Here is a 24,049-nt window from a genome sequence, read left to right on the forward strand (position 1 = left end):
TGCATGGAGAGCGGCGTCTTGCTGTTGCAGAACGTCAAGAAGGCAAAACGCACTGGATTGTGGTAGACGAGAAAGGTCAATCCCACACCATCCATCCCCGACAAATGACCTATAAGATTGCAGGTGAAAGCTATAAACCTGCACAAATTTCCAGCTTCCTCCAAGAGGTACAGCGCTATCTGGACCCAACTGGCTTGGAGGTAGCATGGGAATTATTGGTAGAGGATGGAACGAGCGTTACAGATGTGGAAATGGCGTCAGTGCTGTTTTCTGACAAAAGTGCCCCCCTATGTTACGCAGCGTACTATTTGCTATCTGAAGATAGACTTTATTTCAAGCAAAAAGGCGATCGCTACGAGCCGCGTCCTGCTACTCAGGTAGCAGAACTAAAACATCAGATAGAAGTCGAAAAAGAACGGCTCTTGCGGCGGCAAGAATTTGTAGAGCGCGTGCAAAAGGCGCTCGCTGGCGAACAGGTAGAGTGGGAACGCCGCGAACGTCAACGCCTGGAAGCCATTGAAAAATATGCGGCTCTGTTGACAGATGTCGTTCGTGCTGGACTCAATCAAGAATCTCTGAATCGCGCCTATCCCCCTCCAGCACCTGTTTTGGAAACAATGAGCGAGCTTGGACGCCCTGGAACTCCCCAAGCTGCGTTTCAACTGCTGGTGGATTTGGGATTGTGGAGTCCTCACGAAAATCTATATCTGCGGCGCAGTCAGATCCCCGTTCACTTTCCAGACAAGGTGATAGAAGTGGCTAAGCAGTATGCTGAGTTCGCGCCGAACGATTCGGATGAGCACCGATTAGATCTGACTCATTTGAAGGTGTACACGATTGATGATGAAAGTACAAAGGAAATAGACGATGGATTGAGTATGGAAACCCTCGCCGATGGGCGTCAGCGGCTTTGGATACACATTGCCGACCCCTCGCGCTTGGTTTCCCCAGGAGATGAATTAGACTTAGAAGCTAGACGGCGTACCACAACGTTGTATTTACCGACGGGGATGATTCCGATGTTCCCGCCGAGTTTGGCAACCGGGCCGATGAGCTTGGTGCAAGGAAAAATTTGTTGGGCGCTGAGCTTTGGCGTGCTTTTGGATGAAAAAGGTGCCGTAGACGACTATTGCATCAGTGCCAGCTTAATTAAGCCGACCTATCGCCTGACTTACGACGATGTGGATGAGATGCTGCAACTGGGTATCCAGGCAGAACCAGAGATAACAGCGATCGCTTCTTGGGCGAAACGTCGCCAATCATGGCGGCAGTCCCAAGGCTCGATTAACATCCATATGCCAGAGGCGATGATTAAAGTAAATGGTGACGAAATCATCATTGAAATTTTGGAAGACTCACCCGCACGCCAATTGGTAGCGGAGATGATGATTCTCACGGGTGAAGTGGCTGCCCACTACGGCAAAACTCACAATATTCCTCTGCCCTTTCGCAGTCAACCCCAACCCGAACTTCCCTCAGAAGAGGAACTATTGCAGCTGCCCGCAGGACCTGTGAGATTTTGTGCAATGCGGGGATGTATGCCTCGTAGCGAAATGAGCCTCACGCCGGGACGACACGCCGGTTTGGGGCTGGAAACCTACGCTCAGGTAACATCTCCAATCCGCCGCTACAGCGACTTGCTGGCGCATTTCCAAATAAAGGCGCATTTACGCGGCGAACCCACGCCATTCTCAGCGCAAGAGTTACAAGAAGTTATGCTGGGTATCGGCACCGCCTCCCAAGAAGCAAGGTTAGTGGAACGCCAGACAAATCGTTATTGGGGGTTAGAGTACCTGCGGCGTCATGGCGATCAGGTTTGGCAAGCGCTGATGCTGCGATGGTTGCGAGAAGATGACCGATTAGGATTAATTTTGTTAGAAGATTTGGGATTAGAGTTGGCGATGCGGTTCACCCACTCAGTGGCACTTGGCGATCGCTTAGAAGTCCGAGTCAGCCATGCCGACCCCCGGCAAGATGTCATTCAGTTCCGCCAGCTTATCGATCAGGAAGCTCAGCCAGCTGGCACGTAAAAAAATAGTGCAAAGGATTGATTCGACAGGACTGAGTGAGAAAATAGTGCTGAGGACTACCTCAAGAGGAAGAAACAGAAAATAGATTTCACGTTTCCCCTGATGTTTATTTTTTACCTCAACGATCGGTCTTCAGCTTTCAGTCCTCAGTCCTTTCCAGCGGGGCGAGAAAAGACAAGCTATGAATAACATTCGCAAAACTATCGCCATTGTCGGAATCACCACAGTAATTGGTGGAATTCCTACTGCTGTCTACGCTCAGTTGCCGCCCAGCCAGTTACTGAGTGCTGCTGATAATAATAAGGCAACGATGAGCGCGGTTGATTTATACAACCGGGGCGTTGATAAACTAGACGCCGGTGATTATGAGGGGGCGATCGCAGACTTTGACGAAGCGATCCGTCTTGCTCCCCAGGATGCAGAGTCTTATTACAACCGGGGGTATGCCCGTCACATCCTCGGAGCTTATCAGCAAGCGATCGCAGATTACACTGAGGCGATTCGGATTAATCCTGAGTACGGAAATGCTTACGGCAACCGGGGATATTCCTACTATCTTCTCGAAAATTATCAACAAGCGATCGCTGATTCTACGGAGGCGATCCGGCTCAATCCCAAAGATGCAAGTGTCTATATTAACCGAGGCAATGCTCGCGACGATCTAGGAGAAACTCAAGCCGCAATTGCCGATTTTAACCAAGCTTTACAAATCGACCCCAAGAATGCCAGAGCTTATTACAATCGGGGTTTAGCTTACAACCGGCTAGGACAACATGCCAAAGCGCTTGACGATTATACTCAGACGGTAAATTTAGATTCTAAATTTGCTGAAGCCTATTACAACCGCGCAATCACCTACTTACGATTGAATAATCGTCAAGCCGCAGTTGCAGATTTTAAGAAATCCGCAGACCTTTTCAAGTCCCAAGGAAGAACAGAAAGTTACCAAGACGCCCTAGAAGCGACAAAAAACCTTCAACGGTAAACCTACGTTCAATTCAAAGTAGAAGGCAAAAGACAAAAAAACGAAATTCTGTTTCTTTTTACGTTTAACTTTTTACTTTTGCCTTATTTCACCCGTTCCTGAAAAGTATCAGGTGGGTGCTTAGCCTACATTGGATGCCGAAATAGCAACAAATATTAAGCTGCTAAGCAAAGCGATCGCGCCAATTCCCATGAAGAGATAGTTGCGCTTTTGATCCTGGGTTGGCGGTTCTGCTTTGTAAACTTTTGGTTCTACTGCAAAATTGTTCAAACGTCCGCCGTCTTCGGTTGTATATCGCATGAATGATATCCTTATCTAGGATTTATTTTGTAAATAATTGTAACAAAGAATCGGGTCAATGTACTCTATCTTTTGCATGAATTATTTACACTACTTCCGCCAGAGGAGAGAATCTTGGTACCGACTAAGTGCAGGGGTGCCAAGGAGAGGTTGAACTTACATTCTTCTCAGCCCCTTTAGCCTTTAACTGGTAATCGTGCCAGTCAGGGGAGAACTGGGGTTGGCGTAGACTTTTACAGGGATTCGTCCGGCTTGATAGGCGAGACGCCCAGCCTCAACACCCAGAGCCATTGCGCGACCCATCGCGGCTGGATTTTTTGCCCCAGCGATCGCACTATTGATCAACACAGCATCAGCCCCCATCTCCATTGCCTGCGCTGCCTCACTGGGCGTAGCCAGTCCGGCATCCACCACCACTGGCACCCCAGCATTCTCAATAATGATTTCAATATTCGCTGCATTCTTGATGCCCTGTCCGGAACCAATCGGAGAACCCAAAGGCATCACCGTCGCACAGCCAACTTCTTCCAATCGTTTAGCCAGTAACGGGTCAGCATTGATATAAGGCAGAACCGCAAAGCCTTCCTTCACCAGTTGCTCTGCCGCTTCCAAAGTGCCAATTGGGTCGGGCAGGAGATACTTTAAGTCAGGAATCACCTCTAACTTGACAAAGTTATTGTCTTCTTGACCCAAAAGTTTTGCCATCTCCCGCCCCAGACGCGCCACTCGAATCGCCTGTTCAGCCGTTTTACAGCCAGCCGTGTTGGGTAGCATCCAGATTTTTGTCCAATCCAACGCTTCAGCCAGCCCTTCATGTCCGGGCGCTTTTGTTTGTACCCGGCGCACCGCCACCGTAACAATTTCGCAACCGCTAGTCACAATACTTTGCTGCATTTCTTCGATGCTGCGATACTTGCCGGTACCAGTCATCAGGCGAGAGCGAAAAGTCCGACCCGCAATAATTAAAGGATCGGATGGCAGGGTTTCCAAGGAATGATTCATCTGTAGGGACGAGCCTTGAATTCTCCCGGATTCAGAAGGATGGCTTATTTGAAGCATTTTGGGGGTTGCATTGATGGGTTTAGATCCAGCGTAGAACCTGGAGTAGTGAAAATGGTCTAACAGGGGATCGGACTTTTGCTCCCAAATCAGGTCTGCCACTAAGGAAGCCGTCACGGGTGCCAGCAAAATTCCGTTGCGGTAATGACCCGTTGCCAGCGTTAAATTCTTGCAGGCGCTAGAACCGAGAATCGGCAACTCATCGGGTGTCGCCGGTCGAAATCCCCACCAAAATTCTTGGATGGGAAAGTTCTGCAAAGCGGGATAAAGGCGAATCGCGTTTTCCAATAAGGTTTTGATTCCGGCTGGAGTGTTATGGGGTGTGAATCCCACATCCTCGCTAGTGGCTCCCACTATCAGTTGTCCATTCCGACGCGGCACGATGTAGATTTCCTCACCAAACAGCACCCGCTTGAGAGGCAATCCCTCCTGGCTGCCACCAGGCACTTGCACGGACAACATTTGACCTTTTTTCGGGCTGACCGGAATTGGCAATAATTCATTTGACCAAGCCCCGGTGGCTAAGACATAGTGTTGAGCGCGAAAATCCCCAGATGCTGTTCTGACGCAGTTGATTCTCCGGTTCTGTTGCTGGAGGGCTTCAGCTGCCACGCCTTCATGGATATCTACACCTAATTCCCTCACTGCCACCCGCAAGGCTTGAACTAAAGCCCGATTGTCTACTTGACCATCTTCGGGATACCACCAACCACCAACAACGTCTGAACCCAGTCCGGGTTGAATTTGATGAATTGCATCTTTATCTAACCAATGTGCTAAGGAGTGAGGACTGAGGGCTGAGGACTGAGGATTGAGATAAACGGGTGCCAAGATGCCGCTAGGCCAATAGCCGATAGATACCCCTGCGATCGCTTCCAGTTTGCTTGCCCAGTCCGGATACAAATCCCGACTCCGCAGACATAAATCCAGCATTGCGCCCGTCGGAATCCCTTCTGCTTGGGGTGCTAGCATTCCAGCAGCAGCATGAGCCGCTGCGGAGTTGAAGTCGCGGCACAAGACGGTGACGGTTGCCCCCCGTAAGCGAAGTTCGAGGGCGATCGCTAAGCCAATCGCACCGCCGCCGATGATGAGAATGTCACTTTCTGTATTCATATAGATATAGTTGCTTTAACTAAAATCCGACTCTAAGGCTTTCCATAAATCAACGCATACGCCTTAGAAAAAGATGGCGTCCTAATTTAAGCCTAGTCAAGAAGCGTTGCCAATGAGCGGTAGCGATCGCTTTAGTCTTGGTCATGGGGACGGATTGCTTCGGAACACCAGGCGCTCCGCAAAACCATCCCTCCTCCCCTTTCGGTGATTGATGTTAGCCTCTTCCCGCCCCTCTGCGATCTTCTCCCTGACTGTGAACTCAACTCGGATTCCTAGAAAACAGTCTCTCAAAAATTAATAATTATTCATCAAAATCCCCACTTTACTTGCAGATGCCTCTGTGACCCTTTTGATTAGCCATCTGCTTCAGGCAGTGTAGCCGATTAGGCGAAGTCAATCCGAGTTATAGGTACAGTTTAAGACTTTCTCGACGAGCGCCGTTGTTCGCAGAGTCCTAAATAGCCTCAAATTATCGGTTTCACGTTGTAGCGTGAGCGTCTTCTCTTCGCCCCGACCTTTTTGTCTTTTGTTCCACATTCTTAGTTAAGAGAGTAACAAACCTCTTAAAAATTTAAATTGCAGCTTTATCAGCATTTTTAGCAAAATAAAAACATTAAAGAATTATCTATTTTCTCAATAATCGCGATTACTACCTAATCCATTCCTCCATCCCCTTTATTTTCTGCGGCAGTTGGACAATAATGCAGTTCATACCCAGATAAAAAGCAATCTACGGCTGGCTTTCTTCGGCAGCGACTTTATTCATGCCCTGCCTAACACCAAAGACAACCATCCTGGTTTGAAATGAAACTATAGGAGACGAAGCGCGTGAAACTGTCAGTATACGGAAAAGGCGGAATCGGCAAATCCACAACCAGCTGCAATATCTCTGTGGCTCTAGCCAAGCGCGGCAAGAAAGTCCTGCAAATTGGCTGTGACCCCAAGCACGACAGCACCTTCACCCTGACCGGCTTCCTGATTCCCACAATTATCGACACGCTTCAAGAAAAGGACTACCACTACGAAGATGTCTGGGCTGAAGATGTCATCTACAAAGGCTATGGCGGCGTTGATTGCGTAGAAGCAGGGGGTCCCCCAGCTGGTGCCGGTTGCGGCGGTTACGTGGTAGGCGAAACCGTGAAGTTACTCAAGGAACTGAACGCCTTCGATGAGTACGATATCATTCTGTTTGACGTACTCGGTGACGTGGTATGTGGCGGCTTTGCAGCTCCCCTCAACTATTCGGACTACTGCTTGATTGTCACTGACAACGGCTTTGACGCCTTGTTTGCAGCCAACCGGATTGCCGCTTCTGTCCGTGAAAAAGCTCGGACTCACCCCCTGCGTCTCGCCGGATTGATTGGCAACCGCACTGCTAAGCGCGACCTGATCGAGAAATACATTTCTGCGGTACCGATGCCAGTGCTGGAAGTGTTGCCGCTGATTGAAGACATTCGCGTTTCCCGTGTTAAGGGCAAAACTCTGTTTGAAATGGCAGAGACTGACCCCTCGCTCAACTACGTCTGCGATTACTACCTCAACATTGCCGACCAAATTCTGGCGCGTCCAGAGGGTGTTGTGCCGAACGATGCTCCAGACCGCGAGTTGTTCTCCTTGCTGTCTGATTTCTACCTCAATCCCACCAAGCCAGAGGTGAAGACTGAAGAACAAGAGCTAGATATGATGATGGTTTAGGGAGCTAAGGATGGAGAATGGATCAATGCTTTTAGTGTCAATCTTGACGTGCGTATTGTTATGCACCATTCTCCAAACCAAATTATTTTCACCAGCATCAGCATCAAGCCCAACTGTGAACACCGAGCAGCTACGTCCTGAGCAACTACGTCCTGAGCAGCTACGGGAATCGGTCAGAGCCAAATGGCTAGACTACTATCGAAAAAATCACTACTGGCTCAATCGTCTGCAAGTCTGGGTGACATCTGAAGGACAAAGACGCCCTACCTCCAGCTTCATTTTGGCGACGCTATCGACTCTAGACCCGCAATTTAATGAGATGCTTCCCCTGATTGTGGACCTCAATGCAGACCCCGACCGAATTGTGGCGAGCTTTGGGCTAGACTTCGATCCCGACGATGAGCTAGAGGCAATACCGGCTGCTCCCGACGATGAGCTAGAGGCACTATCGGCTGAAAAAACAAATACAGAGGAAGTCAGAATGCTACCTCCGGCTGCTGTCAATGTTGCTCAATCAGCCAGTCGTATCGCTGCTAAGGTGGATGAATCTTGCGAGGGAGTTTATAAAAAGCATCGCTTTCCTTGGCAGCGTTAAAAGTTAACATCAGTATTGGCAGGATGAACTAACAGAAAGTATGACTTTTTTTGAAAACTTTACATCTGCTTTGAAACAGAAGTGGTTGGAATATTTTCAAGCGAATCGTTCCTGGATCGCTCTGCAAATGAAGGTTAAGGATGCAGAGATTGTCGCTCCGCTCCCAGATATTGAGTAATTTGTCAATAGTTATGAGTCATTAAGTCAGAATTTCTTGGTCTCTGGAATGACTAATAACTAATCACCTTTTGACTAACAATCAATTAAAAATTTGAGAGGAAACCTTTACTATGACCCTTGCGAATACAGAACCGGAAGCGCTTAATTTTGAGTGTGAAACTGGAAATTATCATACATTTTGTCCCATCAGCTGCGTAGCTTGGTTGTACCAAAAGATAGAAGATAGTTTCTTCCTAGTTATTGGTACAAAAACCTGTGGCTACTTCTTACAAAACGCGATGGGGGTGATGATTTTTGCGGAACCCCGCTACGCGATGGCTGAGTTGGAAGAAGGAGATATCTCCGCTCAGTTGAATGACTATGAAGAGTTGAAGCGGCTGTGTTTGCAAATTAAGCGCGATCGCAACCCCAGCGTCATTGTTTGGATTGGCACCTGCACCACCGAAATCATCAAAATGGATTTGGAAGGCTTGGCACCCAAGCTAGAATCCGAAATTGGCATCCCCATTGTGACGGCTCGTGCCAATGGTTTAGACTACGCCTTCACCCAAGGGGAAGACACCGTACTGGCGGCGATGGCTGCCCGTTGTCCCGATAAAGCGCCCGTGGTAGAAACTGAGAAGAAAGAAAGGAATGCGATCGCTTCTCTGCTCAACTTCGGCAAGAAAAAAGAAGATGTCGCCGCCGATGAATCGGAATATGTCAAGCATCCGCCACTGGTTCTCTTCGGTTCTCTCCCCGATCCAGTGGTTACCAATCTGACACTGGAACTGAAAAAGCAAGGCATTAAAGTTTCAGGTTGGTTGCCATCCAAGCGTTACACCGAATTGCCAGTTCTAGAAGAAGGCTACTACGTCTCTGGCATGAACCCCTTCCTCAGCCGCACCGCCACTACGCTGATGCGTCGCCGCAAGTGCAAACTCATCGGCGCACCCTTCCCGATTGGTCCCGATGGCACCCGCGCCTGGATTGAGAAAATTTGCTCGGTGTTTGGGATTGAACCCAAAGGGCTAGAGGAGCGGGAAGCGCAAATCTGGGAAAATCTGGAAGACTACGTCCAGTTGATTCGCGGCAAATCTGTCTTCTTCATGGGCGATAACTTGTTGGAAATCTCCCTAGCTCGTTTCCTGGTGCGCTGTGGCATGACTTGCCCAGAAATCGGCATCCCCTACATGGATAAGCGCTATCAAGCCGCTGAGTTGGCACTGCTAGAGAAAACTTGCCATGAAATGGGTGTACCAACGCCTAGGATTGTGGAGAAGCCAGACAACTACAACCAAATTCAGCGCATTTATGAACTGAAGCCAGACTTGGTGATTACTGGTATGGCTCACGCTAACCCACTGGAAGCACGCGGTATCAATACTAAGTGGTCTGTTGAGTTCACTTTTGCTCAGATTCACGGCTTTACAAATGCTCGTGACATTCTAGAGTTGGTGACTCGTCCGCTGCGCCGGAATAACAATTTGAAAGATTTGGGTTGGGATAAGTTGGTGAGGGAAGAAGCGAAGATTTAAGAACCTCATCCCTTGCCTCTCTCCGCTTTTCGGTGAGGGGTGTAAGAGATAATAAATAGTAGGAGCGATCTAGATGCGATCGCTCCTATTACTTTTATTAGTAAAGTTAGGTCATCTTGATAGAAGGGTCGAATTGCGATCGCTTTTTTACCCAACTACAGAAGACGCGAAGGAAGAGAGGAAGCACTCGCAAACACAGGATAACTATATGAGTTCTTTAACTAATAACTACACCAAACTTCAGTAATATTCTGGGCAGGCAATCATCCAAATTCTTGATATGTTCATCCGATAATTCGATTAAGTTGAGCTGGTACTTCTGATATAGCTCCTGCTTAACTCGCTTACGTGCCGCATACTCTTGATCGTTGTCGTATCCCCAATACTCGATATACACTCTCCCTGATGGAAGATAAAAGTCACAGTACGCTTCTTCCTCAATGGGTAGTCGTCGTTCGTAAGCATGAACGATTCCCGAAACATATAGCCGTATTCAACTATGTTAGGACGTCGCCTGCTTGAGAACAGCTTCCATCGCCTCGCGTAGACTGGCAAAGTCGGATAACAGCTTGCGAATGCGGCTCTTCAACCAGGCCCAGCACTTTTCAATCCGATTGAAGTCTGGCGAGTAGGGCGGTAGATAAACGACCCGACACTCTGCGGCTTCAATCAGTTGGGCAACGCGACCGCCATGATGAAACGTGGCGTTATCGATAATCACCCACTGTCCGGGACGAAGTTGGGGAATCAAGCAGCTCTCTAGCCAAACCTCAAACACTGTCCGATTGCACGCTCCTTCAACGGTGAAGGGGGCAATGAGTTCACCATCGCGATAGCCCGCAATCATATTCACTCGTCCCTGCCGCCGACCCGATTTGAGGGCGTAGAAGCGTTCCCCCATCGGCGCGTAGCCGTAGCCATAGTTGTCCCGCTCATCCATGCCTGACTCATCGACATACACCAGATGCGGCGCTTTGGGGTCGCCCAGTTGCGCTAAGAACGCCGCTCGTTTGGCTTCGTCTCTTTGGACATAGCCGCATGTTTTTTTTTACGGCTGTGTTTAATCTTCGCTAAGGCTCTCGAAATCGTGGGTTGGCTCACCTCGCTATCCCACAGTTGTGCTAGTTCACTCTGGGTTTTATCGCCATGTCTTTTGATCAACTCGCCAAACTTCTCCAAATCGTTGATCTTCAGCTCTTGTGGGGTACCTTGTCTGGCTTTAGGTTTGATCTCTCCGGTTTCCGCTTTGCGCTGGCACCACAAGTTAATCGTATTGCGACTAATGTTGAACAGTTGGCTTGCCTCACTTTTCTTGAGTCCATCCAACTCGATCGCCTGCATCACTTTTTGGCGAAAGTCGTCGCTGTAAGGTTTAGCTATAGAAGGGGGAAGACGCATCGGTATTTCTCTAGTTTACGTCCTAACCTTGCTGAATACGGCTATACAACCAATTATCAATCAGAGCTTCAGCCTTTGATCGAACCCAATGTCCATCAGTGGTGCGATGCTGGGCGCTAGCCCGAAACTTCTCGCGAAACCCTTGTTCGCTGGTTGCTTCCTTGGTACTTGTTTCTAAACTATCACCATTGATACTTTGGATAGTCGTGAGGAACGCTTGATTCGTCAGAATCGACTCAGACCAGAGAACGTATAGCGTGCCGTCTTGCGAATAAGTTTTTTGCACCGCACCGAAGTTAATTCCTAACTTGGTAGCAACCCAGCCGTTCTGGTCTTTGCTCAACAATCCTAATTCAGCCAAAATGGGATTAACTTTGTGCTTGGGTATTGCCAGTTTCTCGCTGATGCTGGTAGCAGACAACAGCGATGGGGAAGACGAAGGCTGAGGCTTCGGTTTAGGTTTTGGTGTGGGTGACGCTTGAGTGTTGTTAGCCTTCCAATGCTCGTAACACAATTTATGACCTGGTTTAGAAACTTGTTTAGTACATTTTGGTTCAGTACAAATTTCCATTGATGAAAGTTCATTAAGCTTAGATACGGCATTGGCTAGCTTCATGAGCGATCGCTCTAAGTTCATATCAATATACACAGCTAAACTGCTGGGTATTTTAACAGCCCTCAAAGACGCTCCGATTCAGGAGTAATACTGAATTTCAACCTAATTGTATGGCACCATCAATAAATGCTTTCCAAGTTTTTGTTAGTTCTTCAGTTTTCAGTTGGTAGTTTGACTGTGCGAATTAGATAGGAAAAGGCATTTTTGTCAGAAAACGTACTGGCTTGAAATGCTACAAAGGCTTCCGGAAGGGTTGTGCAGTTACAAAACCCACTTTAGTTTTAGCTTGTCTGAGTTAGAGCGATCGCACTCCCCTTTTTTTGCACTTGCGTAGCATTCCACCCCAGTTTAGTCAGAGGCAGCTAGAATTAAATGAAACTTTGCGCGATCGCTCAGGATCGTTCCCTGCACTAAAACGCGGTAGGAGAAAAAACTGTATGAAAACAAAATTATCTTTGGTTACGATCGCTTCTAGCACTGCGATCGCTAGTAGCATTTTGTTGGGTTCAGTCAGTTCCGCTCAACCCTGTTCGCTTAGGTCTACTTATTATCGAGAACGGTACGAGCAAGCGAGTTGGTTACGTTCTCCATTGGCAGCAGTCATTACATTACCTGGAATCGCCCTCGCAGCAGCACTCTATCTTGGCGGTCGTTCCTACCAGCGCTAGGCAAATTTGAACTGTACCGCAGGCATCTGGCATTGGGTTTTTCGGAGCAAAATTGCTTGAGAAACAAAAGACGCGATCGCTATCCTAGCTCCAACCCAAACCCCGATCGGAACAGCGTTAGAAGCAAGCGATCGCCCCAAGCCCTAACTAAAGAGGGCTTTCTCTATGCCGTTGTCAGATAGCACGTTATACTGTGTCGTGTTATTCCTGCTCCACCTGACGCAGCGAGGCTGTCATGGGCGCTACTTTACGACAGATTGCCACGTATCTAGACAATCAAGGTTGGAAATATCATATTGACGAAGAAGCGTACCGGATTCTGACGGGTGTACAAGCTGAAAACGTAGACGAATTCTTGATTGTTGTCCAGCTGGATGAGGATGGGGAATTTTTCAAGGTATTTGCGCCCCAAGTTATATCTGGAGTTAAAGATCATCCTTACAAAGAAGCGATCCTCCAGACAATGCTGTGCATTTCCTGGGAAACCAAAATGCTGCAATGGGAATATGACCCAAACGATGGCGAAATTCGTGCCATCATTGAGTTTCCCTTAGAAGATTCAAGTCTTACCGAAAAACAATTCAACCGTTGTTTGTCAGGTTTAATTCAAATTATTGATAATGTAGCGATGCCTCGACTGAAAGAGGTGATGGAAACCGGCAAAGATCCAGGCGATCGAGAATTGGGAGAAAGGCTACTGCTTACCCTTCAAGAAGAAGCTCCTGGATTACTGCAAATGTTGGAGAGAGCGATGGAAGCGCGTAAGAAGCGGGGACTATTCCCATCTGAGTGAATCTGAATCCGGGCACGAAGATCGCTATACTCCAAAGTAATAACCTTACGATTGAAAAGCGAATTTCCTGGGGCTGGACGACTATGACATCCTATGCAACCTCTTCTGCTAGAGCTGAGATGAGCGAACTCCGGCGGTTAAAAACCTTACTGCCGCCAGAATTGCAAAGCTGGGTAACAGTCGAAGGAACGACTGAAGTGAATCCACCCCTGATCCGCTGTGAAGAAATTGGCAAGGATCAAATTGAGGTTCAAATTGATCTAGTGAAATGGGATCAGCTAGCACTCGATCAGCGGAATTTACTGTTTTGGCACGAAGTCGCCCGAATTCAAAACGACACCATCCCTAGAGATGGCTGGGAAATGGCAGCGCTTGCAATTGGTTTAGGCGGTGCTGTCGGCGAACTGTGGGTGCAGGATGGCTTGCTGTTGATATTAGCCTTGGCATTGTGTGGCGTTTCAGGCTGGAGATTGTATCAAAAAAATAGTGGGGAGAAGCAGGTAAAAGAGATGATTGAAGCGGATGAGAAAGCGATCGCGCTTGCCACCCGCTTTGGTTATTCCCTCCCCAACGCCTACAAAAGTTTGGGTAGCGCTTTGAAAGCTTTGCTAGAGCTAACCCCAAACAAACGGCAACGGAGCAAATACGAAACGCGGCTTTCTGCCCTCAAGCGTAGTGCTGCCAAAGCCAAAGCTAAAGTCAAAGGCGCACGCGAGGACTCAATATAAAGACTCTTCGGATGCGATCGCATCCAAATCTTCGTTACCAGGCGTAAGCTGAGTAACGAGATTGAGGAATTCTTCTGTTTTACATGAGTGCCTGTCTTTCCCCAAATTCGGGTGTAGCTTTGGTACACCCGAATTTGGGCAATGTTTACATTGCCTTTTTATTGCCGCCGCTTAAGCAACAAACCGCCAAAACCCAGTAGCATTAATCCAGCCGTTACCGCTGGTTCTGGCACTTTTTCCGGAGGTACAAACCCCTCTAACTCTGTAGCACTAGCTTTGAACGAGTAGAGGTAGCCTGGAAGTAATTTTTGTCCGGCGGGACAGCCGCTATCAATAGATACGAGAGTAAAGGCTGTACCATCTGTGCAAACATCCTGCTGACCAGCATTCCCCTGAGTCACACTAAAGTCGTTATCCGTGCCAAGGATAATTGCGTAGGAACCATCCGTTAGCTTAGGGCCGATTGTCAAACCTTCCAACTTCTCAGGGATTACTTGACCACTCGCCTTCAGCTGCGCTGCAACATCTAAAAACAGAGACTTGCTAACAGGTATTACGCCAGATGGTAAAGTATTTGTACCTATCAAGCTGATGTTGCTGACATCTGTGGCACCTGTGAGATCAATTTTGTAAACCCGCTTACTGGCGACTGGGGCTTCACTTAGAGGATCGGCTTCGCCCACGCCGCGATTATCGCGTTCCAGTACCAGGAACTCATTGTTATTGAGGGCGGTAATGGCGCTAATACCAATATTACGACCTTGAGAATTCTGCCCAAAATCGTCATCAGTTCCGGGAATGCGATCGTTAATAGCGGCAAGACTTTCTAGCTGGTAAATATATTGGGCAACGCTATCACCTGTTGCCGTATTAAACTCCACAATTCTCAAGTTCTGGCTGCGTCGTCCATCGGGACTTCCCTCAGTTACGAGCGGGTCTTGCAGCATCGCATACAGTTTTTTACCGTCTGGGCTAAGAGTTACTCCCTCAAAGCCTCGGTTATCCTGGCGACCGCTAGTAAGGATTGGGCGACCATCGACATAGTTGGGAACACTTCCAGCTAGAGGAAGTAAGTTGCTTGGAGTGGCAAAGGCCCGGATGAACGAACCAGTCGAAGTGAACTCGTAAACAGAGGGTCCATACTCGTCTGAAACGTAGAAGTTGCCGTTGGGTGCAACTGCAAAGCCTTCTGGATCGAAGCTAAGACCCAGAATTCCGGTATCGCCGTTGAGTAACTGGGGGTTCAACCCGTTGAAGTTCTCACCGTCCTTAGTAAATAAAATGGTCTTCAGCAGCTTAAAGTTGCTAATCGTCCCCGTGTTTGGGTCAACATCCAGCGAAAATTTCTGAACTCGGGTTTCGTAGGAAAGTACACCGCCTCCTGCACCGCGATCGCCCAAACCGTAGTACACATTCTCGTAGCGATCGTAATATAGATCCGAGAAAAAACCTAAGCGATTGATGTTAGCACCACCATTGCCGCCATTAGTCGGGAATAGATCCGTACTTTCCCCCGGAATCGCCAGAGTATTAACCAGGGAAGCTGCATAAGTAGAGGTGGTATTTGCCGCGATAGAGAGCGTAGAGAGCGCCAGCGAGCAACTAACCGTCCAAAGCCAATGCTTTGCTTTCATAATGTCTTAGCCTCAGAACGTTTACTATCACGAGCATCAGACGGTTACTTTAAAAGCTGGTTAAAGATAACTTTAAAGCGGTCTTCCACACCGTAATTTCACATAAGTATTCCGGTTCTTCATCAATTCTTTATTCAACTACACAAATTTACTAATCAGGATTCGTGGTTCCTGAGAATTCCTGATGAACCATGAACAATTCTAAAGTTGACCCAGCATTTTGTGAGTCTGTGGCACAACTCGCACTTGTTTGAGACTTCGCTTCATTAATGCCTGCCACTCCAGAACCTGCGCGGGGGTTGGAGCAAACACTGGCAGATGATGGGGCATTTGTAGGGGTGTCACTGGCTGTAAAAACACCGGGATAGCAGGGCTAACTGCTGCCACCAATTCAGATGCCTGTTCCAGCTCAGATGGCTCAGTTTGGCTAGAAATAATTAATTTGACAAAACTATCAACCCGTGAGTCATGGCAAAGCTGGAGAAATTCCCTGTGCGCTTCCCACCTTTGTTCTCCACTGACGCTAGGCAGCTTCATATCCATGCCTACAGAGTCCAGGAAGGGCAAAATCGGGGCTAGTTGTTCTGGACGATGACCGCCAGTTTCTAGGTAGAGTGGCAACCCTGTGGAGTGGCGCAAAACAGGCAGAAATTTAGCTAGGAAGGGAGCATGAAGCAGCGGTTCGCCACCCGTGAGGCTGATGCTGTCGTGCAAACCGGGTTGATTTTGCCGTTCAATCCATTCTAGTAACACCGAGCTAGACACTGGATTGGAGTGGGTTTCAAAATCTCTTTGCCCAGGTGTTCGCTCCACATTACACTTATCTGGCGCTAACCAGGTGTGGGCACTGTCGCAAAAATGGCAGCGCAGGTCGCAGATGGCAAAGCGGATAAATATTTGGCGGGTGCCTACATTCAGTCCTTCCCCTTGAATGGCGGAGAAGACTTCAATTAGCCGCGCAGTGGGATAGTCGGCAGTTTTAGGGGTCATTGTTGCTCTGACTTGAGATGCGACTGGTTCGCTCCGGACTCGGTTTACTTTAAGGTTTCTACTAATCTCATTATCTGCCTTGAGTTCCTAGATTAACCACGCGGGAAGTATGCTTGGCTCTGCGCGTGCTGCCAACAGCGATCGCTGTTGGCAGGGGGTTCCCCAGTCAGCCTTCTCACCGCTTGATAATTCTGTCAATATTGATGATTCCGGTCGATCCCTGAGGATAACTCACGATAACTACAATTTTTAACCACCGCCAAGCTGTTTGCTCTTTGGTACCCTTAGAAGCAGTTTAAAAAATTCTTGGTACAATTCGCTATTTCAGTGCTACTATGGACACTCGATGAATTTGATTTAGGTAGAATTATATCAAAACAATAAAATAATTCTTTACAAAAACTTTTAATGAAGTTGAATTGACTAATCTCAAATATTTTTCAAAATATAAGATGGCACCTTAGCACTAGGTTTACATGGTTGGACCGATCCCCGATGCAGATTTTCGGATTACGTTCTTCAACGACACTCCTGTAGTCCAGCTACCTCCTCGCCTTACTGTTCTTGAGGCCGTGGCTTTTAAGAAAAGCTGTCAGCAATTCTTACAAGAGAGTGCCGTTACCCAGCAATTAGTTTTTGATTTGAGTCAGACCACATTTATTGATAGCAGTGGTATTGGTGCGCTGGTCAGTAATGTAAAGCTAGCGCGGGAAAAACAAGTCGAATTAGTACTTCGGGGTGTCCATCCTCAAGTGATGGCAGTGTTATCGATGACGGGGCTGGATCAAGTTTTAACGATCGAGCCGCCAAGCCAAAGCACAACCACAACCCCTGGGAAAAAATCAGAAATTCAGCTACCAACGACTCATCCTTCCGTGCGCTCGTGGATTAAACGTGGTATTGATGTGGTGGGATCGCTGGTGGGTTTAGGGATTACGGCAATTTTGTTTATTCCCATCGTCATTGTGATTAAGCTCGACGATCCAGGCCCGATTTTTTTCAGTCAAATCCGTTGCGGTTGGATGGGAAGACGGTTTCAGGTGTGGAAATTCCGTTCGATGTGCGTAAACGCGGAAGCACTGAAAGACAAAATCGAGAATCAAGCCAGCGGTGCCTTTTTCAAGAATGAAAACGATCCGCGAGTAACACGGGTGGGTCGAATTTTACGGAAGACAAGCCTGGATGAACTGCCGCAGTTTTGGAATGTTCTGAAAGGGGAGATGAGTTTAGTCGGTACGAGACCCCCGACACCTGATGAAGTAGAACGATACGAAGTTCCGGAATGGCAGCGTTTAGATGTGAAACCAGGAATGACGGGTGAGTGGCAGGTAAATGGGCGATCGCAAGTACGCAATTTTGAAGATGTGATTCGCTTAGATTTGCGCTATCAGGAGAACTGGAGCCTGATTTACGACCTCAAGTTAATTGTTAAAACAATCCTAATTTTATTTCGCAAAAACAGTGGTGCTTATTAGGAAACCTCAATTACTTCTGTTAATGACAAAGGAACAACCAATAGCACAATCCCGCCTTCAGGTGGAGACGGATCTAAATGCTTTAACAGAAGTTTTGCAATGGTTTGAGCAACTTACTCTACCGCTACTGCCCTATGAATTATGGTGGCAGTCCCAGGTAGCCTTGACTGAAGGGTTTACGAACGTCATTCGCCACGCTCATTCTTCATTGCCCCCAACCACCCCAATACAGATTGAGGTGAAAGTCTATATTAGCTATCTGGAAATGCGGATTTGGGACTACGGAAAACCGTTTAACTTGCAAGCCAAGCTGCAATCAAAGTTGCAAGTGGTGGGTCAAAAGGATTTTGACCCCCTGGAGAATGAAGGAGGTCGCGGGTTGATATTTATGCAACAATTCACAGATGAACTCGATTACACGCGGATGCCTGACGAACGAAATTGCTTGCTGATGCGAAGAAAAATTCGCTAAAACTGGAGAGTATTCGCTTTCTCCTAGATGTGCTGCTGCTTCTGACAACTGGGAATAAATCTCATCTACAAGCGCGATCCCACTTATAGACCGAGAAATAGACCGAGAAAAAGCCACATTATTCCTCAAAGAAGATGCGCGATTGTACCAACATACCGCAACCCCCGATTAGACTAGGTAAAAGCTTGGTGCTAAATATTTGGTAAGACCTAGATCATGCGGATATTGATTTACTCCTACAACTACCATCCCGAACCAATCGGCATTGCCCCCTTGATGACCGAACTAGCGGAAGGTTTGGTAGCACAAGGTCATCAAGTGCGAGTTGTCACTGCCATGCCAAACTATCCGCAACGGCGCATCTACGAGAAATATAAGGGGAAATTGTACCTAACAGAACTCGAAAATGGCGTAGCCATTCAGCGCAATTATGTCTGGATTCGCCCCAAACCGGGTTTGATAGATCGAATTCTATTGGATGCTAGCTTTGTCCTGATCAGCTTAGTCCATGCCCTCAAAGGCAGGCGACCAGATGTAATTTTGTTAACCGTACCGCCCCTGCCAGTTTCCGTTCCAGCCGCGCTCCTGGGATGGTTGCACCGCTGTCCGGTAGTCTTGAACCTCCAGGATATTTTGCCGGAAGCCGCAGTTCATACGGGGTTGCTCACCAACAAACGGATGATTGCCATCTTTGAAAAGCTGGAAAATTTTGCTTACCGAACAGCGACGAAGATTAGCGTCATTGCTGATGGATTTGTTGATAATTTAGTTGGTAAAGGAGTCCCAAAAAGTAAAATTAGGTTGATTCCTAACTGGGTTGATGTTAACTTTATACAACCTTTGCCTAAAGAAAATAATTATTTTCGAGCCGTTCACCAACTCGACGGCAAATTTGTGGTTCTGTATTCCGGTAACATTGGTCGCACCCAACCCTTAAAGACCCTGATCGATGCGGCGACTTGCCTGCGACATATTCCCGACATTGCTGTGGTGATTGTGGGAGAAGATAAAGCCTTACAAGACCTAGAGCTTTATTGTCAAAAAGTGGATGCGCCAAACGTTTTGCTACTGCCATTTCAACCCCGCGAAAAATTACCGGAACTACTGGCAGCGGCGGATGTAGGGTTGGTGATGCAAAAGGAAAACGTGATTTCCTTCAATATGCCTTCTAAAATTCAGGTGCTGCTAGCCAGCGGTCGGGCAATTTTGGCTTCTGTTCCTGCTAGTGGTACGGCAGCTAAAGCGGTGCAGCATAGCGGCGGCGGTGTCGTCGTTCCCCCAGAAGATCCTGAGGCTCTGGCAGCAGCAATTTTAGACTTATATAAAAACCCTGACAAAGGGGAAAGACTGGGTCAGCAAGGCAGACAATATGCTATCGAAAATTACTCCTTTAAGCACGCCTTGGAGCAGTATGAGAAGCTGTTTGATGAGGTTAGGCTTCATTGATCTAGAATGAAAGCAAAATGGTTGTCGGGTTGAAGTAGCGATCGCGCGATGCCTAGCGTTTATTATCCTGGGAACTAGCGATCGCCCAAAGCCTTAGGCTTTGCCCTTTGCTTCTGTCCCGATAGCCCTATGGAGTTCCTCGCCCAATGCGCGAACAGGTCTTAGCCTGGTTAGCAGATCGTGTCCCTGCCGCTCGAATCAAACATATATTAGGCGTCGAGCGGATGTCTATTGAGCTAGCGCTGCATTATCAACTCGACGAGAAAAAAGCAGGGACAGCGGGGTTGATGCACGATCTCGCAAAATACTTTAAGCCTTCGCTGCTGTTACAAATGGCACGAGAAGAAGGATTGGAATTAGACCCGGTGGATGAAGAAAATCCGCATTTATTGCACGCAGATGTTAGTGCAATTGTTGCTAGAGACAAATTTGGAATATTTGATGAAGAAATTTTGCAGGCAATCCAGGATCACACCTTAGGCAGACCAGGAATGAGTGAATTGAGTTGTATCGTGTTTTTGGCTGATACTCTGGAACCAGGCAGAGGTAACACTCCTGAGTTAGAAGCTTTAAGACAAGTTGCTTGGCAAAATCTCTACAAAGCTGTTTGGCTAACTTGCGATTATTCCCTGAAATATCTCCTCGAAACTCGGTGCTTAATTCACCCTCGAACGATCCGTAGCCGTAATTGGGCACTTCAAATCGCTAGCAAAAAGCAGCAACCTGAAGCTGAAAGGATGAAGGATAAATGAAATGAAAAGTTAAAAAAAGCCATAAAAAGCTGAGGCTCGAAACTTCAAAAATTAAAATAGAAACTTCAGCATCTCTCTAGTACAGTGCTGTAAGTTGAACCAACTTTGAAGGAATTTATAGGTGTTTTTGAACAAGGAAATCAGGATTTAATGTCAGAACAGTTCAAGATACAGTCCTCCTCTACTGGGAACGAAGCATTCATCTCCAACGGAGACGACGCGAATGCTTCTGCTCGACTGGCTGTCAATGCAGATAAACAAAAAGCAAGCAAAGAGCTGGCTTTAACGGCTGCCAGAGCTGCTGATGACCGCAAAGCGGCTGACATCGTATTGCTACAGGTAGGAGAGGTATCCTATCTGGCGGATTACTTTGCGATCGCAACCGGCTTCTCCAGAGTCCAGGTGAGAGCGATCGCCCAATCCATTGAACAGAAAGTAGAAACGGAGTGGCAACGTCTGCCTCTGCGCGTGGAAGGAAAGGCAGAAGGTAGCTGGATACTGTTGGATTACGGGGATGTCATCATTCACATCTTGTTGCCTCCAGAGCGGGAATTCTATAATCTGGAAGCATTCTGGGGTCATGCTGAAAAAATCGATTTCTCAGCATCGTGAGCCGATGGGAAAGTAAAAACATGATGGAAACTCCAGTTTCAGTTTGCCCAGTTCCCGCCGAACAACAACCGCTCAATGAGTACCAGGAGTTGAAGGATTCTTGGTCTTTTCGCTGGGTGACGCTGGAACTGGGAGGATACATCAAAAAGCTGGCTTGGATTTGGGGTCTCGGCTGGTTCGTCGCAGGTCCAATGGCAGCGGCAAGCTTTGCGCCAGGAAAGTATCCGAGCAAGTTTATCCTCATGGGTGCAGCAGGAGCGAGCTTGGGAGTGGTGTTGGCACTGGTGCGACTGTACTTGGGTTGGTCTTACGTGCGATCGCGCCTAGAGAATCAACAAGTATTTTATGAAGAATCCGGTTGGTATGACGGTCAGTGCTGGACAAAGCCAGAAGAAATTTTGACACGCGATCGCTTGATCGTCACTTACCAAGTTCAACCAATCCTTCAGCGGTTACAGCGAACCTTTGTCTTGCTTGCCTTATTTTCCTTTGCAGGTAGTCTAACTTGGTATTTTCTGTAATGAGCCATTAGGCATTAGGTCATTGAGCGAGAGGTAGTGGATAGTAAGGAAAGGCTGCACAGTCTACCGAAGACCTCAGAACAAGCGATCGCAGGCTACTGAACAACTAACAAAAAGTGATAAAGTCTTACCCATGACAAGGGGAAAAAGAAATCAATCCGCAGAACTGGAAGTTCGGTTGCTGCGAGAAGGCATTATTGAATCAACGCATCGCGCCCAAGCAGTCGTCTGTGACAACCGAGGGCGCGTTCTATCCGTGGCAGGCAGTTCGGAAACTGCTGCTTTTGTTCGTTCCGCCCTCAAGCCATTCCAGGCGCTGGCAATTACGACTACCGGCACCCTAGAACGCTACAAGCTAACGGATCGAGACTTAGCCATTATCTGTAGCTCGCACCAAGGCACGACCGCCCAAGTCCGACAGGCTTTTAACGTTCTTTGGCGCTCGGATGTTGACCCATCAGCACTTCAGTGTCCAATTCCAGAAGGTAAACGGAGTCCGCTGGAGTATAACTGTTCCGGGAAACACGCTGGAATGCTTGCCGTTTGCCAAGCAAGGCATTGGCCTCTGAATACCTATTTGCAGCGCAACCACCCCGTTCAGCAGCTAATTTTAGGCAAAGTTGCCGAATTGCTGCGAATGCCCGCTGTAGAGTTCATCAGTGCCCACGATGATTGTGGCGCTCCGACTTACTTCATGCAGCTGGGGCAAATGGGTACCTTGTACGGTCAGCTTGCCTCTGGGAATAATTTGGATATGGAACGCATCGTCCGAGCCATGACCCATCACCCAAATATGGTGGCAGGAGAAGGTTTATTTGATACAGAACTCATGCGTCTGACCGAAGGTGAAATCATCAGCAAAGGGGGTGCTGAAGGGATTCAGTGTATCGGTCGCGTTGGCGAAGGGATGGGACTAGCAATTAAGGTGGCAGATGGAGCAGGACGGGCAAAGTGTGCCGTTGCCATTCATTTACTCAAGCAAATGGGTTGGATTAGTCCTACGGTGGCGGAAACCCTGTCGGAAACCTTTATGAGCTTGAGCAAATTCAAGCGTCTAGATGTCGTTGGAGAACTTTCGATGTTGTAGTTGCCACATTCTTGAATTTGCGTTATAGTAAATAAGTTGGCAACGACGCGGGATAGAGCAGCCTGGTAGCTCGTCGGGCTCATAACCCGAAGGTCAGTGGTTCAAATCCACTTCCCGCCACCAAATACAAAAGTAAACAATCCCTGCAATCCCAAAAGGTTGCAGGGATTTGTTGTAGGCTGGTTAGCAGCGATTCGGTTACATTTAAATATTTATGGCTGTGAATTTGCGGCGTCCGATTTTAGTCGGGGGAATTGGTCTATCATTCTCGCTTTGGTTGTTGCAGAGTTTTCATGACTCAGCGGGGACAGTCGGTGAGTTTAGTGTAATTGGCGCGATCGCACTCGGCGCTGGTTTCTGGTTATTCCAGAAACAGACAGCCAAAGAGCTTCATCTGCCAGATGTCAGCCAGATGGACAGGGAAACGGTAGAAAAAGCGATCGCCCAAACCGAAGGTACGATTAGCCAGCTAGAGGCAGAGGCAGAAAAGCATCCGGCAAATGCCCCGTTAAGAGAACAACTTGCCAAAATTACGAGTGAAATCGATCGCCGGGAGATGCATCTGGCTGTCACTGGCGGAAAGTCAGTCGGTAAATCTACCTTAATTCAAGTTTTAGAGTCTAACTGGGTTTCTCAACAGCCGCAAAAACTCGGCTTGCAGGAGACACCCGCTTTATTTACTGCAACTGACCAAACCCCACCCCCTTCCTTGAATCGGGAAGGGTTAGTCGAGAGGTCAGATTTAGTGCTATTTGTCACGAATGGAGATTTGACCGATCCAGAATATCAAACCTTACAGCAACTAGCGGCATCTAAAAAGCGTGCAGTGCTAGTTCTGAACAAACAAGATCGATATTTACCTGAAGAACGCGCCACAGTGTTGCAGCAATTGCGGCAACGAATGCAAGGAACGCTGAAGGGAGAAGACGTTGTAGCGATCGCTGCTTCTCCTACCCCCATCAAAGTGCGTCAGCATCAACCGGATGGTTCGGTGCGGGAGTGGATGGAAAACCCAGCGCCTGAGATGAGTGCGATCGCAAGTCGGTTAAGCCAAATTTTAGCCCAAGAAAGTCAACAGCTGGTTTGGGCAACGGCTTGGAGGGCAGCTTATGCGCTGAAAGCCGAAGCGAAATCCGCCTTAAATGAAGTGAGACGCGATCGCGCCCTTCCCGTTATCGAGCAATATCAGTGGATTGCCGCCGCCACCGCCTTTGCGAACCCTGTACCTGCCTTGGATTTGCTGGCAACTGCTGCCATTAATGGTCAGCTCGTCATGGATCTCGGTAATCTATATCAGCAAAAATTCTCTATTCAACAAGCGCAAGCGATCGCTGGGACAATGGGTAGCTTGATGCTCAAGCTTGGTTTAGTCGAGCTAACGAC

At 47.9% G+C, this 24,049-nt stretch carries 25 protein-coding genes, 1 tRNA gene and 1 pseudogene; 20 read left to right on the forward strand and 7 right to left on the reverse strand.

Translation table 11 applies throughout. The features are described from left to right. Together H6F50_RS15460 and H6F50_RS15465 are read left to right on the forward strand one after the other, a co-directional pair. The coding region (locus H6F50_RS15460) for a ribonuclease R family protein (RefSeq protein WP_190429380.1) at positions 1–2,030 on the forward strand (2,030 nt) is incomplete at its 5' end. A 181-nt stretch (positions 2,031–2,211) separates the two neighbouring features. Further along, the gene (locus tag H6F50_RS15465; protein ID WP_190412568.1) at positions 2,212–3,015 is read left to right on the forward strand and encodes a tetratricopeptide repeat protein; all 804 of its coding nucleotides are present in this window, start codon (positions 2,212–2,214) and stop codon (positions 3,013–3,015) included. 120 nt (positions 3,016–3,135) lie between these two features. Here the strand turns inward: H6F50_RS15465 and H6F50_RS15470 are convergent, their stop codons facing one another. Both H6F50_RS15470 and thiO read right to left on the reverse strand, forming a co-directional pair. After that, positions 3,136–3,315 carry a ssl1498 family light-harvesting-like protein gene (locus tag H6F50_RS15470; RefSeq protein WP_190412567.1) on the reverse strand — a complete coding sequence of 60 codons (180 nt, stop codon included), beginning with the start codon at positions 3,313–3,315 and terminating at the stop codon, positions 3,136–3,138. 183 nt (positions 3,316–3,498) lie between these two features. Then, entirely contained in the window at positions 3,499–5,487 is a 1,989-nt protein-coding gene (thiO, locus tag H6F50_RS27625) for a glycine oxidase ThiO (protein WP_190429381.1), read from the reverse strand. A gap of 828 nt (positions 5,488–6,315) precedes the next feature. Here thiO and bchL point away from each other — a divergent pair. The 4 genes from bchL (at position 6,316) to H6F50_RS15495 (ending at position 9,474) form a co-directional block, all read left to right on the forward strand. Continuing rightward, complete coding sequence (bchL, locus tag H6F50_RS15480) at positions 6,316–7,182, forward strand: ferredoxin:protochlorophyllide reductase (ATP-dependent) iron-sulfur ATP-binding protein (RefSeq protein WP_190412565.1); 867 nt, start codon at positions 6,316–6,318, stop codon at positions 7,180–7,182. A gap of 115 nt (positions 7,183–7,297) precedes the next feature. Continuing rightward, positions 7,298–7,777: a DUF5331 domain-containing protein gene (locus H6F50_RS15485; protein WP_347277172.1), complete on the forward strand. Its 480-nt coding sequence runs from the start codon at positions 7,298–7,300 to the stop codon at positions 7,775–7,777. A 40-nt stretch (positions 7,778–7,817) separates the two neighbouring features. Then, the gene (locus H6F50_RS15490) at positions 7,818–7,955 is read left to right on the forward strand and encodes a DUF5331 domain-containing protein (protein WP_190429382.1); all 138 of its coding nucleotides are present in this window, start codon (positions 7,818–7,820) and stop codon (positions 7,953–7,955) included. Between the two features lie 112 nt (positions 7,956–8,067). Further along, the gene (locus H6F50_RS15495; protein WP_190429383.1) at positions 8,068–9,474 is read left to right on the forward strand and encodes a ferredoxin:protochlorophyllide reductase (ATP-dependent) subunit N; all 1,407 of its coding nucleotides are present in this window, start codon (positions 8,068–8,070) and stop codon (positions 9,472–9,474) included. Between the two features lie 217 nt (positions 9,475–9,691). Here H6F50_RS15495 and H6F50_RS27975 read toward each other — a convergent pair. From H6F50_RS27975 to H6F50_RS15505, 3 genes and pseudogenes are all read right to left on the reverse strand, one after another. Further along, a pseudogene (locus H6F50_RS27975) lies at positions 9,692–9,961 on the reverse strand (hypothetical protein); the annotation flags it as partial. Between the two features lie 15 nt (positions 9,962–9,976). Then, a protein-coding gene (locus H6F50_RS15500; RefSeq protein ID WP_347277173.1) for an IS630 family transposase occupies positions 9,977–10,854 on the reverse strand; the annotation gives its coding sequence in 2 pieces (ribosomal slippage) (positions 9,977–10,522 and positions 10,525–10,854; 876 coding nt in all). Positions 10,855–10,894: 40 nt separating this feature from the next. Continuing rightward, a complete protein-coding gene (locus H6F50_RS15505; protein WP_190429384.1) occupies positions 10,895–11,521 on the reverse strand; it encodes a hypothetical protein in 627 nt (208 codons plus the stop codon). Positions 11,522–11,925: 404 nt separating this feature from the next. On the opposite strand from H6F50_RS15505, the gene H6F50_RS15510 reads away from it, so the two are divergent. The 4 genes from H6F50_RS15510 to H6F50_RS15520 all read left to right on the forward strand — a co-directional run bounded on the left by H6F50_RS15510 (position 11,926) and on the right by H6F50_RS15520 (position 13,677). Next, the gene (locus H6F50_RS15510) at positions 11,926–12,156 is read left to right on the forward strand and encodes a hypothetical protein (RefSeq protein WP_190412561.1); all 231 of its coding nucleotides are present in this window, start codon (positions 11,926–11,928) and stop codon (positions 12,154–12,156) included. A gap of 56 nt (positions 12,157–12,212) precedes the next feature. Beyond that, positions 12,213–12,338 carry a hypothetical protein gene (locus tag H6F50_RS27630; protein ID WP_277878948.1) on the forward strand — a complete coding sequence of 42 codons (126 nt, stop codon included), beginning with the start codon at positions 12,213–12,215 and terminating at the stop codon, positions 12,336–12,338. A gap of 53 nt (positions 12,339–12,391) precedes the next feature. Next, positions 12,392–12,949 (forward strand): hypothetical protein, encoded by a 558-nt coding sequence (locus H6F50_RS15515; RefSeq protein WP_190412560.1) that lies wholly within the window; start codon positions 12,392–12,394, stop codon positions 12,947–12,949. 83 nt (positions 12,950–13,032) lie between these two features. Further along, on the forward strand, positions 13,033–13,677 hold the full coding sequence (locus tag H6F50_RS15520) for a DUF3318 domain-containing protein (RefSeq protein ID WP_190429385.1): 645 nt from the start codon (positions 13,033–13,035) through the stop codon (positions 13,675–13,677). A 158-nt stretch (positions 13,678–13,835) separates the two neighbouring features. On the opposite strand, the gene H6F50_RS15525 is transcribed toward H6F50_RS15520, so the two are convergent. Next, positions 13,836–15,314 (reverse strand): esterase-like activity of phytase family protein, encoded by a 1,479-nt coding sequence (locus H6F50_RS15525; protein WP_190429393.1) that lies wholly within the window; start codon positions 15,312–15,314, stop codon positions 13,836–13,838. A 198-nt stretch (positions 15,315–15,512) separates the two neighbouring features. Continuing rightward, a complete protein-coding gene (locus H6F50_RS15530; protein WP_190412558.1) occupies positions 15,513–16,301 on the reverse strand; it encodes a 7-carboxy-7-deazaguanine synthase QueE in 789 nt (262 codons plus the stop codon). Between the two features lie 109 nt (positions 16,302–16,410). On the opposite strand from H6F50_RS15530, the gene H6F50_RS15535 reads away from it, so the two are divergent. From H6F50_RS15535 to H6F50_RS15580, 10 genes are all read left to right on the forward strand, one after another. Next, positions 16,411–16,554 carry a hypothetical protein gene (locus tag H6F50_RS15535; RefSeq protein WP_190429386.1) on the forward strand — a complete coding sequence of 48 codons (144 nt, stop codon included), beginning with the start codon at positions 16,411–16,413 and terminating at the stop codon, positions 16,552–16,554. A 223-nt stretch (positions 16,555–16,777) separates the two neighbouring features. Next, positions 16,778–17,776 (forward strand): anti-sigma factor antagonist, encoded by a 999-nt coding sequence (locus H6F50_RS15540; RefSeq protein WP_190429387.1) that lies wholly within the window; start codon positions 16,778–16,780, stop codon positions 17,774–17,776. Positions 17,777–17,798: 22 nt separating this feature from the next. After that, positions 17,799–18,248, forward strand: coding sequence for an anti-sigma regulatory factor (locus H6F50_RS15545; RefSeq protein WP_190412556.1), 450 nt, complete (start codon positions 17,799–17,801; stop codon positions 18,246–18,248). 216 nt (positions 18,249–18,464) lie between these two features. After that, a complete protein-coding gene (locus tag H6F50_RS15550; RefSeq protein WP_190429388.1) occupies positions 18,465–19,694 on the forward strand; it encodes a glycosyltransferase family 4 protein in 1,230 nt (409 codons plus the stop codon). Positions 19,695–19,840: 146 nt separating this feature from the next. Beyond that, the gene (gene yqeK, locus H6F50_RS15555) at positions 19,841–20,446 is read left to right on the forward strand and encodes a bis(5'-nucleosyl)-tetraphosphatase (symmetrical) YqeK (RefSeq protein WP_190429389.1); all 606 of its coding nucleotides are present in this window, start codon (positions 19,841–19,843) and stop codon (positions 20,444–20,446) included. A 150-nt stretch (positions 20,447–20,596) separates the two neighbouring features. Then, positions 20,597–21,058 (forward strand): ribosome silencing factor, encoded by a 462-nt coding sequence (gene rsfS / locus H6F50_RS15560; protein WP_190412872.1) that lies wholly within the window; start codon positions 20,597–20,599, stop codon positions 21,056–21,058. 20 nt (positions 21,059–21,078) lie between these two features. Next, positions 21,079–21,579, forward strand: a complete 501-nt coding sequence (locus H6F50_RS15565) for a CGLD27 family protein (protein ID WP_190429390.1) — start codon at positions 21,079–21,081, stop codon at positions 21,577–21,579. 133 nt (positions 21,580–21,712) lie between these two features. Continuing rightward, on the forward strand, positions 21,713–22,666 hold the full coding sequence (locus tag H6F50_RS15570; RefSeq protein ID WP_190412552.1) for an asparaginase: 954 nt from the start codon (positions 21,713–21,715) through the stop codon (positions 22,664–22,666). A 46-nt stretch (positions 22,667–22,712) separates the two neighbouring features. Next, positions 22,713–22,789, forward strand: a tRNA-Met gene (locus H6F50_RS15575). A 91-nt stretch (positions 22,790–22,880) separates the two neighbouring features. Then, a partial coding sequence (locus tag H6F50_RS15580; RefSeq protein ID WP_190429391.1) for a DUF697 domain-containing protein occupies positions 22,881–24,049 on the forward strand: 1,169 nt, incomplete at its 3' end.

It is taken from the genome of Coleofasciculus sp. FACHB-712 (genome assembly GCF_014695635.1).
GTDB lineage: Bacteria > Cyanobacteriota > Cyanobacteriia > Cyanobacteriales > FACHB-T130 > FACHB-T130.

Excerpts from the sequence above, each read along its gene's own strand:
- H6F50_RS15465 (WP_190412568.1), top strand. The coding sequence starts at position 2,212 with ATGAATAACATTCGCAAAACTATCGCCATTGTCGGAATCACCACAGTA.
- H6F50_RS15470 (WP_190412567.1), bottom strand. The coding sequence starts at position 3,315 with ATGCGATATACAACCGAAGACGGCGGACGTTTGAACAATTTTGCAGTA.
- thiO (WP_190429381.1), bottom strand. The coding sequence starts at position 5,487 with ATGAATACAGAAAGTGACATTCTCATCATCGGCGGCGGTGCGATTGGC.
- H6F50_RS15490 (WP_190429382.1), top strand. The coding sequence starts at position 7,818 with ATGACTTTTTTTGAAAACTTTACATCTGCTTTGAAACAGAAGTGGTTG.
- H6F50_RS15495 (WP_190429383.1), top strand. The coding sequence starts at position 8,068 with ATGACCCTTGCGAATACAGAACCGGAAGCGCTTAATTTTGAGTGTGAA.
- H6F50_RS15510 (WP_190412561.1), top strand. The coding sequence starts at position 11,926 with ATGAAAACAAAATTATCTTTGGTTACGATCGCTTCTAGCACTGCGATC.
- H6F50_RS15515 (WP_190412560.1), top strand. The coding sequence starts at position 12,392 with ATGGGCGCTACTTTACGACAGATTGCCACGTATCTAGACAATCAAGGT.
- H6F50_RS15520 (WP_190429385.1), top strand. The coding sequence starts at position 13,033 with ATGACATCCTATGCAACCTCTTCTGCTAGAGCTGAGATGAGCGAACTC.
- H6F50_RS15530 (WP_190412558.1), bottom strand. The coding sequence starts at position 16,301 with ATGACCCCTAAAACTGCCGACTATCCCACTGCGCGGCTAATTGAAGTC.
- H6F50_RS15535 (WP_190429386.1), top strand. The coding sequence starts at position 16,411 with ATGCTTGGCTCTGCGCGTGCTGCCAACAGCGATCGCTGTTGGCAGGGG.
- H6F50_RS15540 (WP_190429387.1), top strand. The coding sequence starts at position 16,778 with ATGGTTGGACCGATCCCCGATGCAGATTTTCGGATTACGTTCTTCAAC.
- H6F50_RS15545 (WP_190412556.1), top strand. The coding sequence starts at position 17,799 with ATGACAAAGGAACAACCAATAGCACAATCCCGCCTTCAGGTGGAGACG.
- H6F50_RS15550 (WP_190429388.1), top strand. The coding sequence starts at position 18,465 with ATGCGGATATTGATTTACTCCTACAACTACCATCCCGAACCAATCGGC.
- yqeK (WP_190429389.1), top strand. The coding sequence starts at position 19,841 with ATGCGCGAACAGGTCTTAGCCTGGTTAGCAGATCGTGTCCCTGCCGCT.
- rsfS (WP_190412872.1), top strand. The coding sequence starts at position 20,597 with ATGTCAGAACAGTTCAAGATACAGTCCTCCTCTACTGGGAACGAAGCA.
- H6F50_RS15565 (WP_190429390.1), top strand. The coding sequence starts at position 21,079 with ATGATGGAAACTCCAGTTTCAGTTTGCCCAGTTCCCGCCGAACAACAA.
- H6F50_RS15570 (WP_190412552.1), top strand. The coding sequence starts at position 21,713 with ATGACAAGGGGAAAAAGAAATCAATCCGCAGAACTGGAAGTTCGGTTG.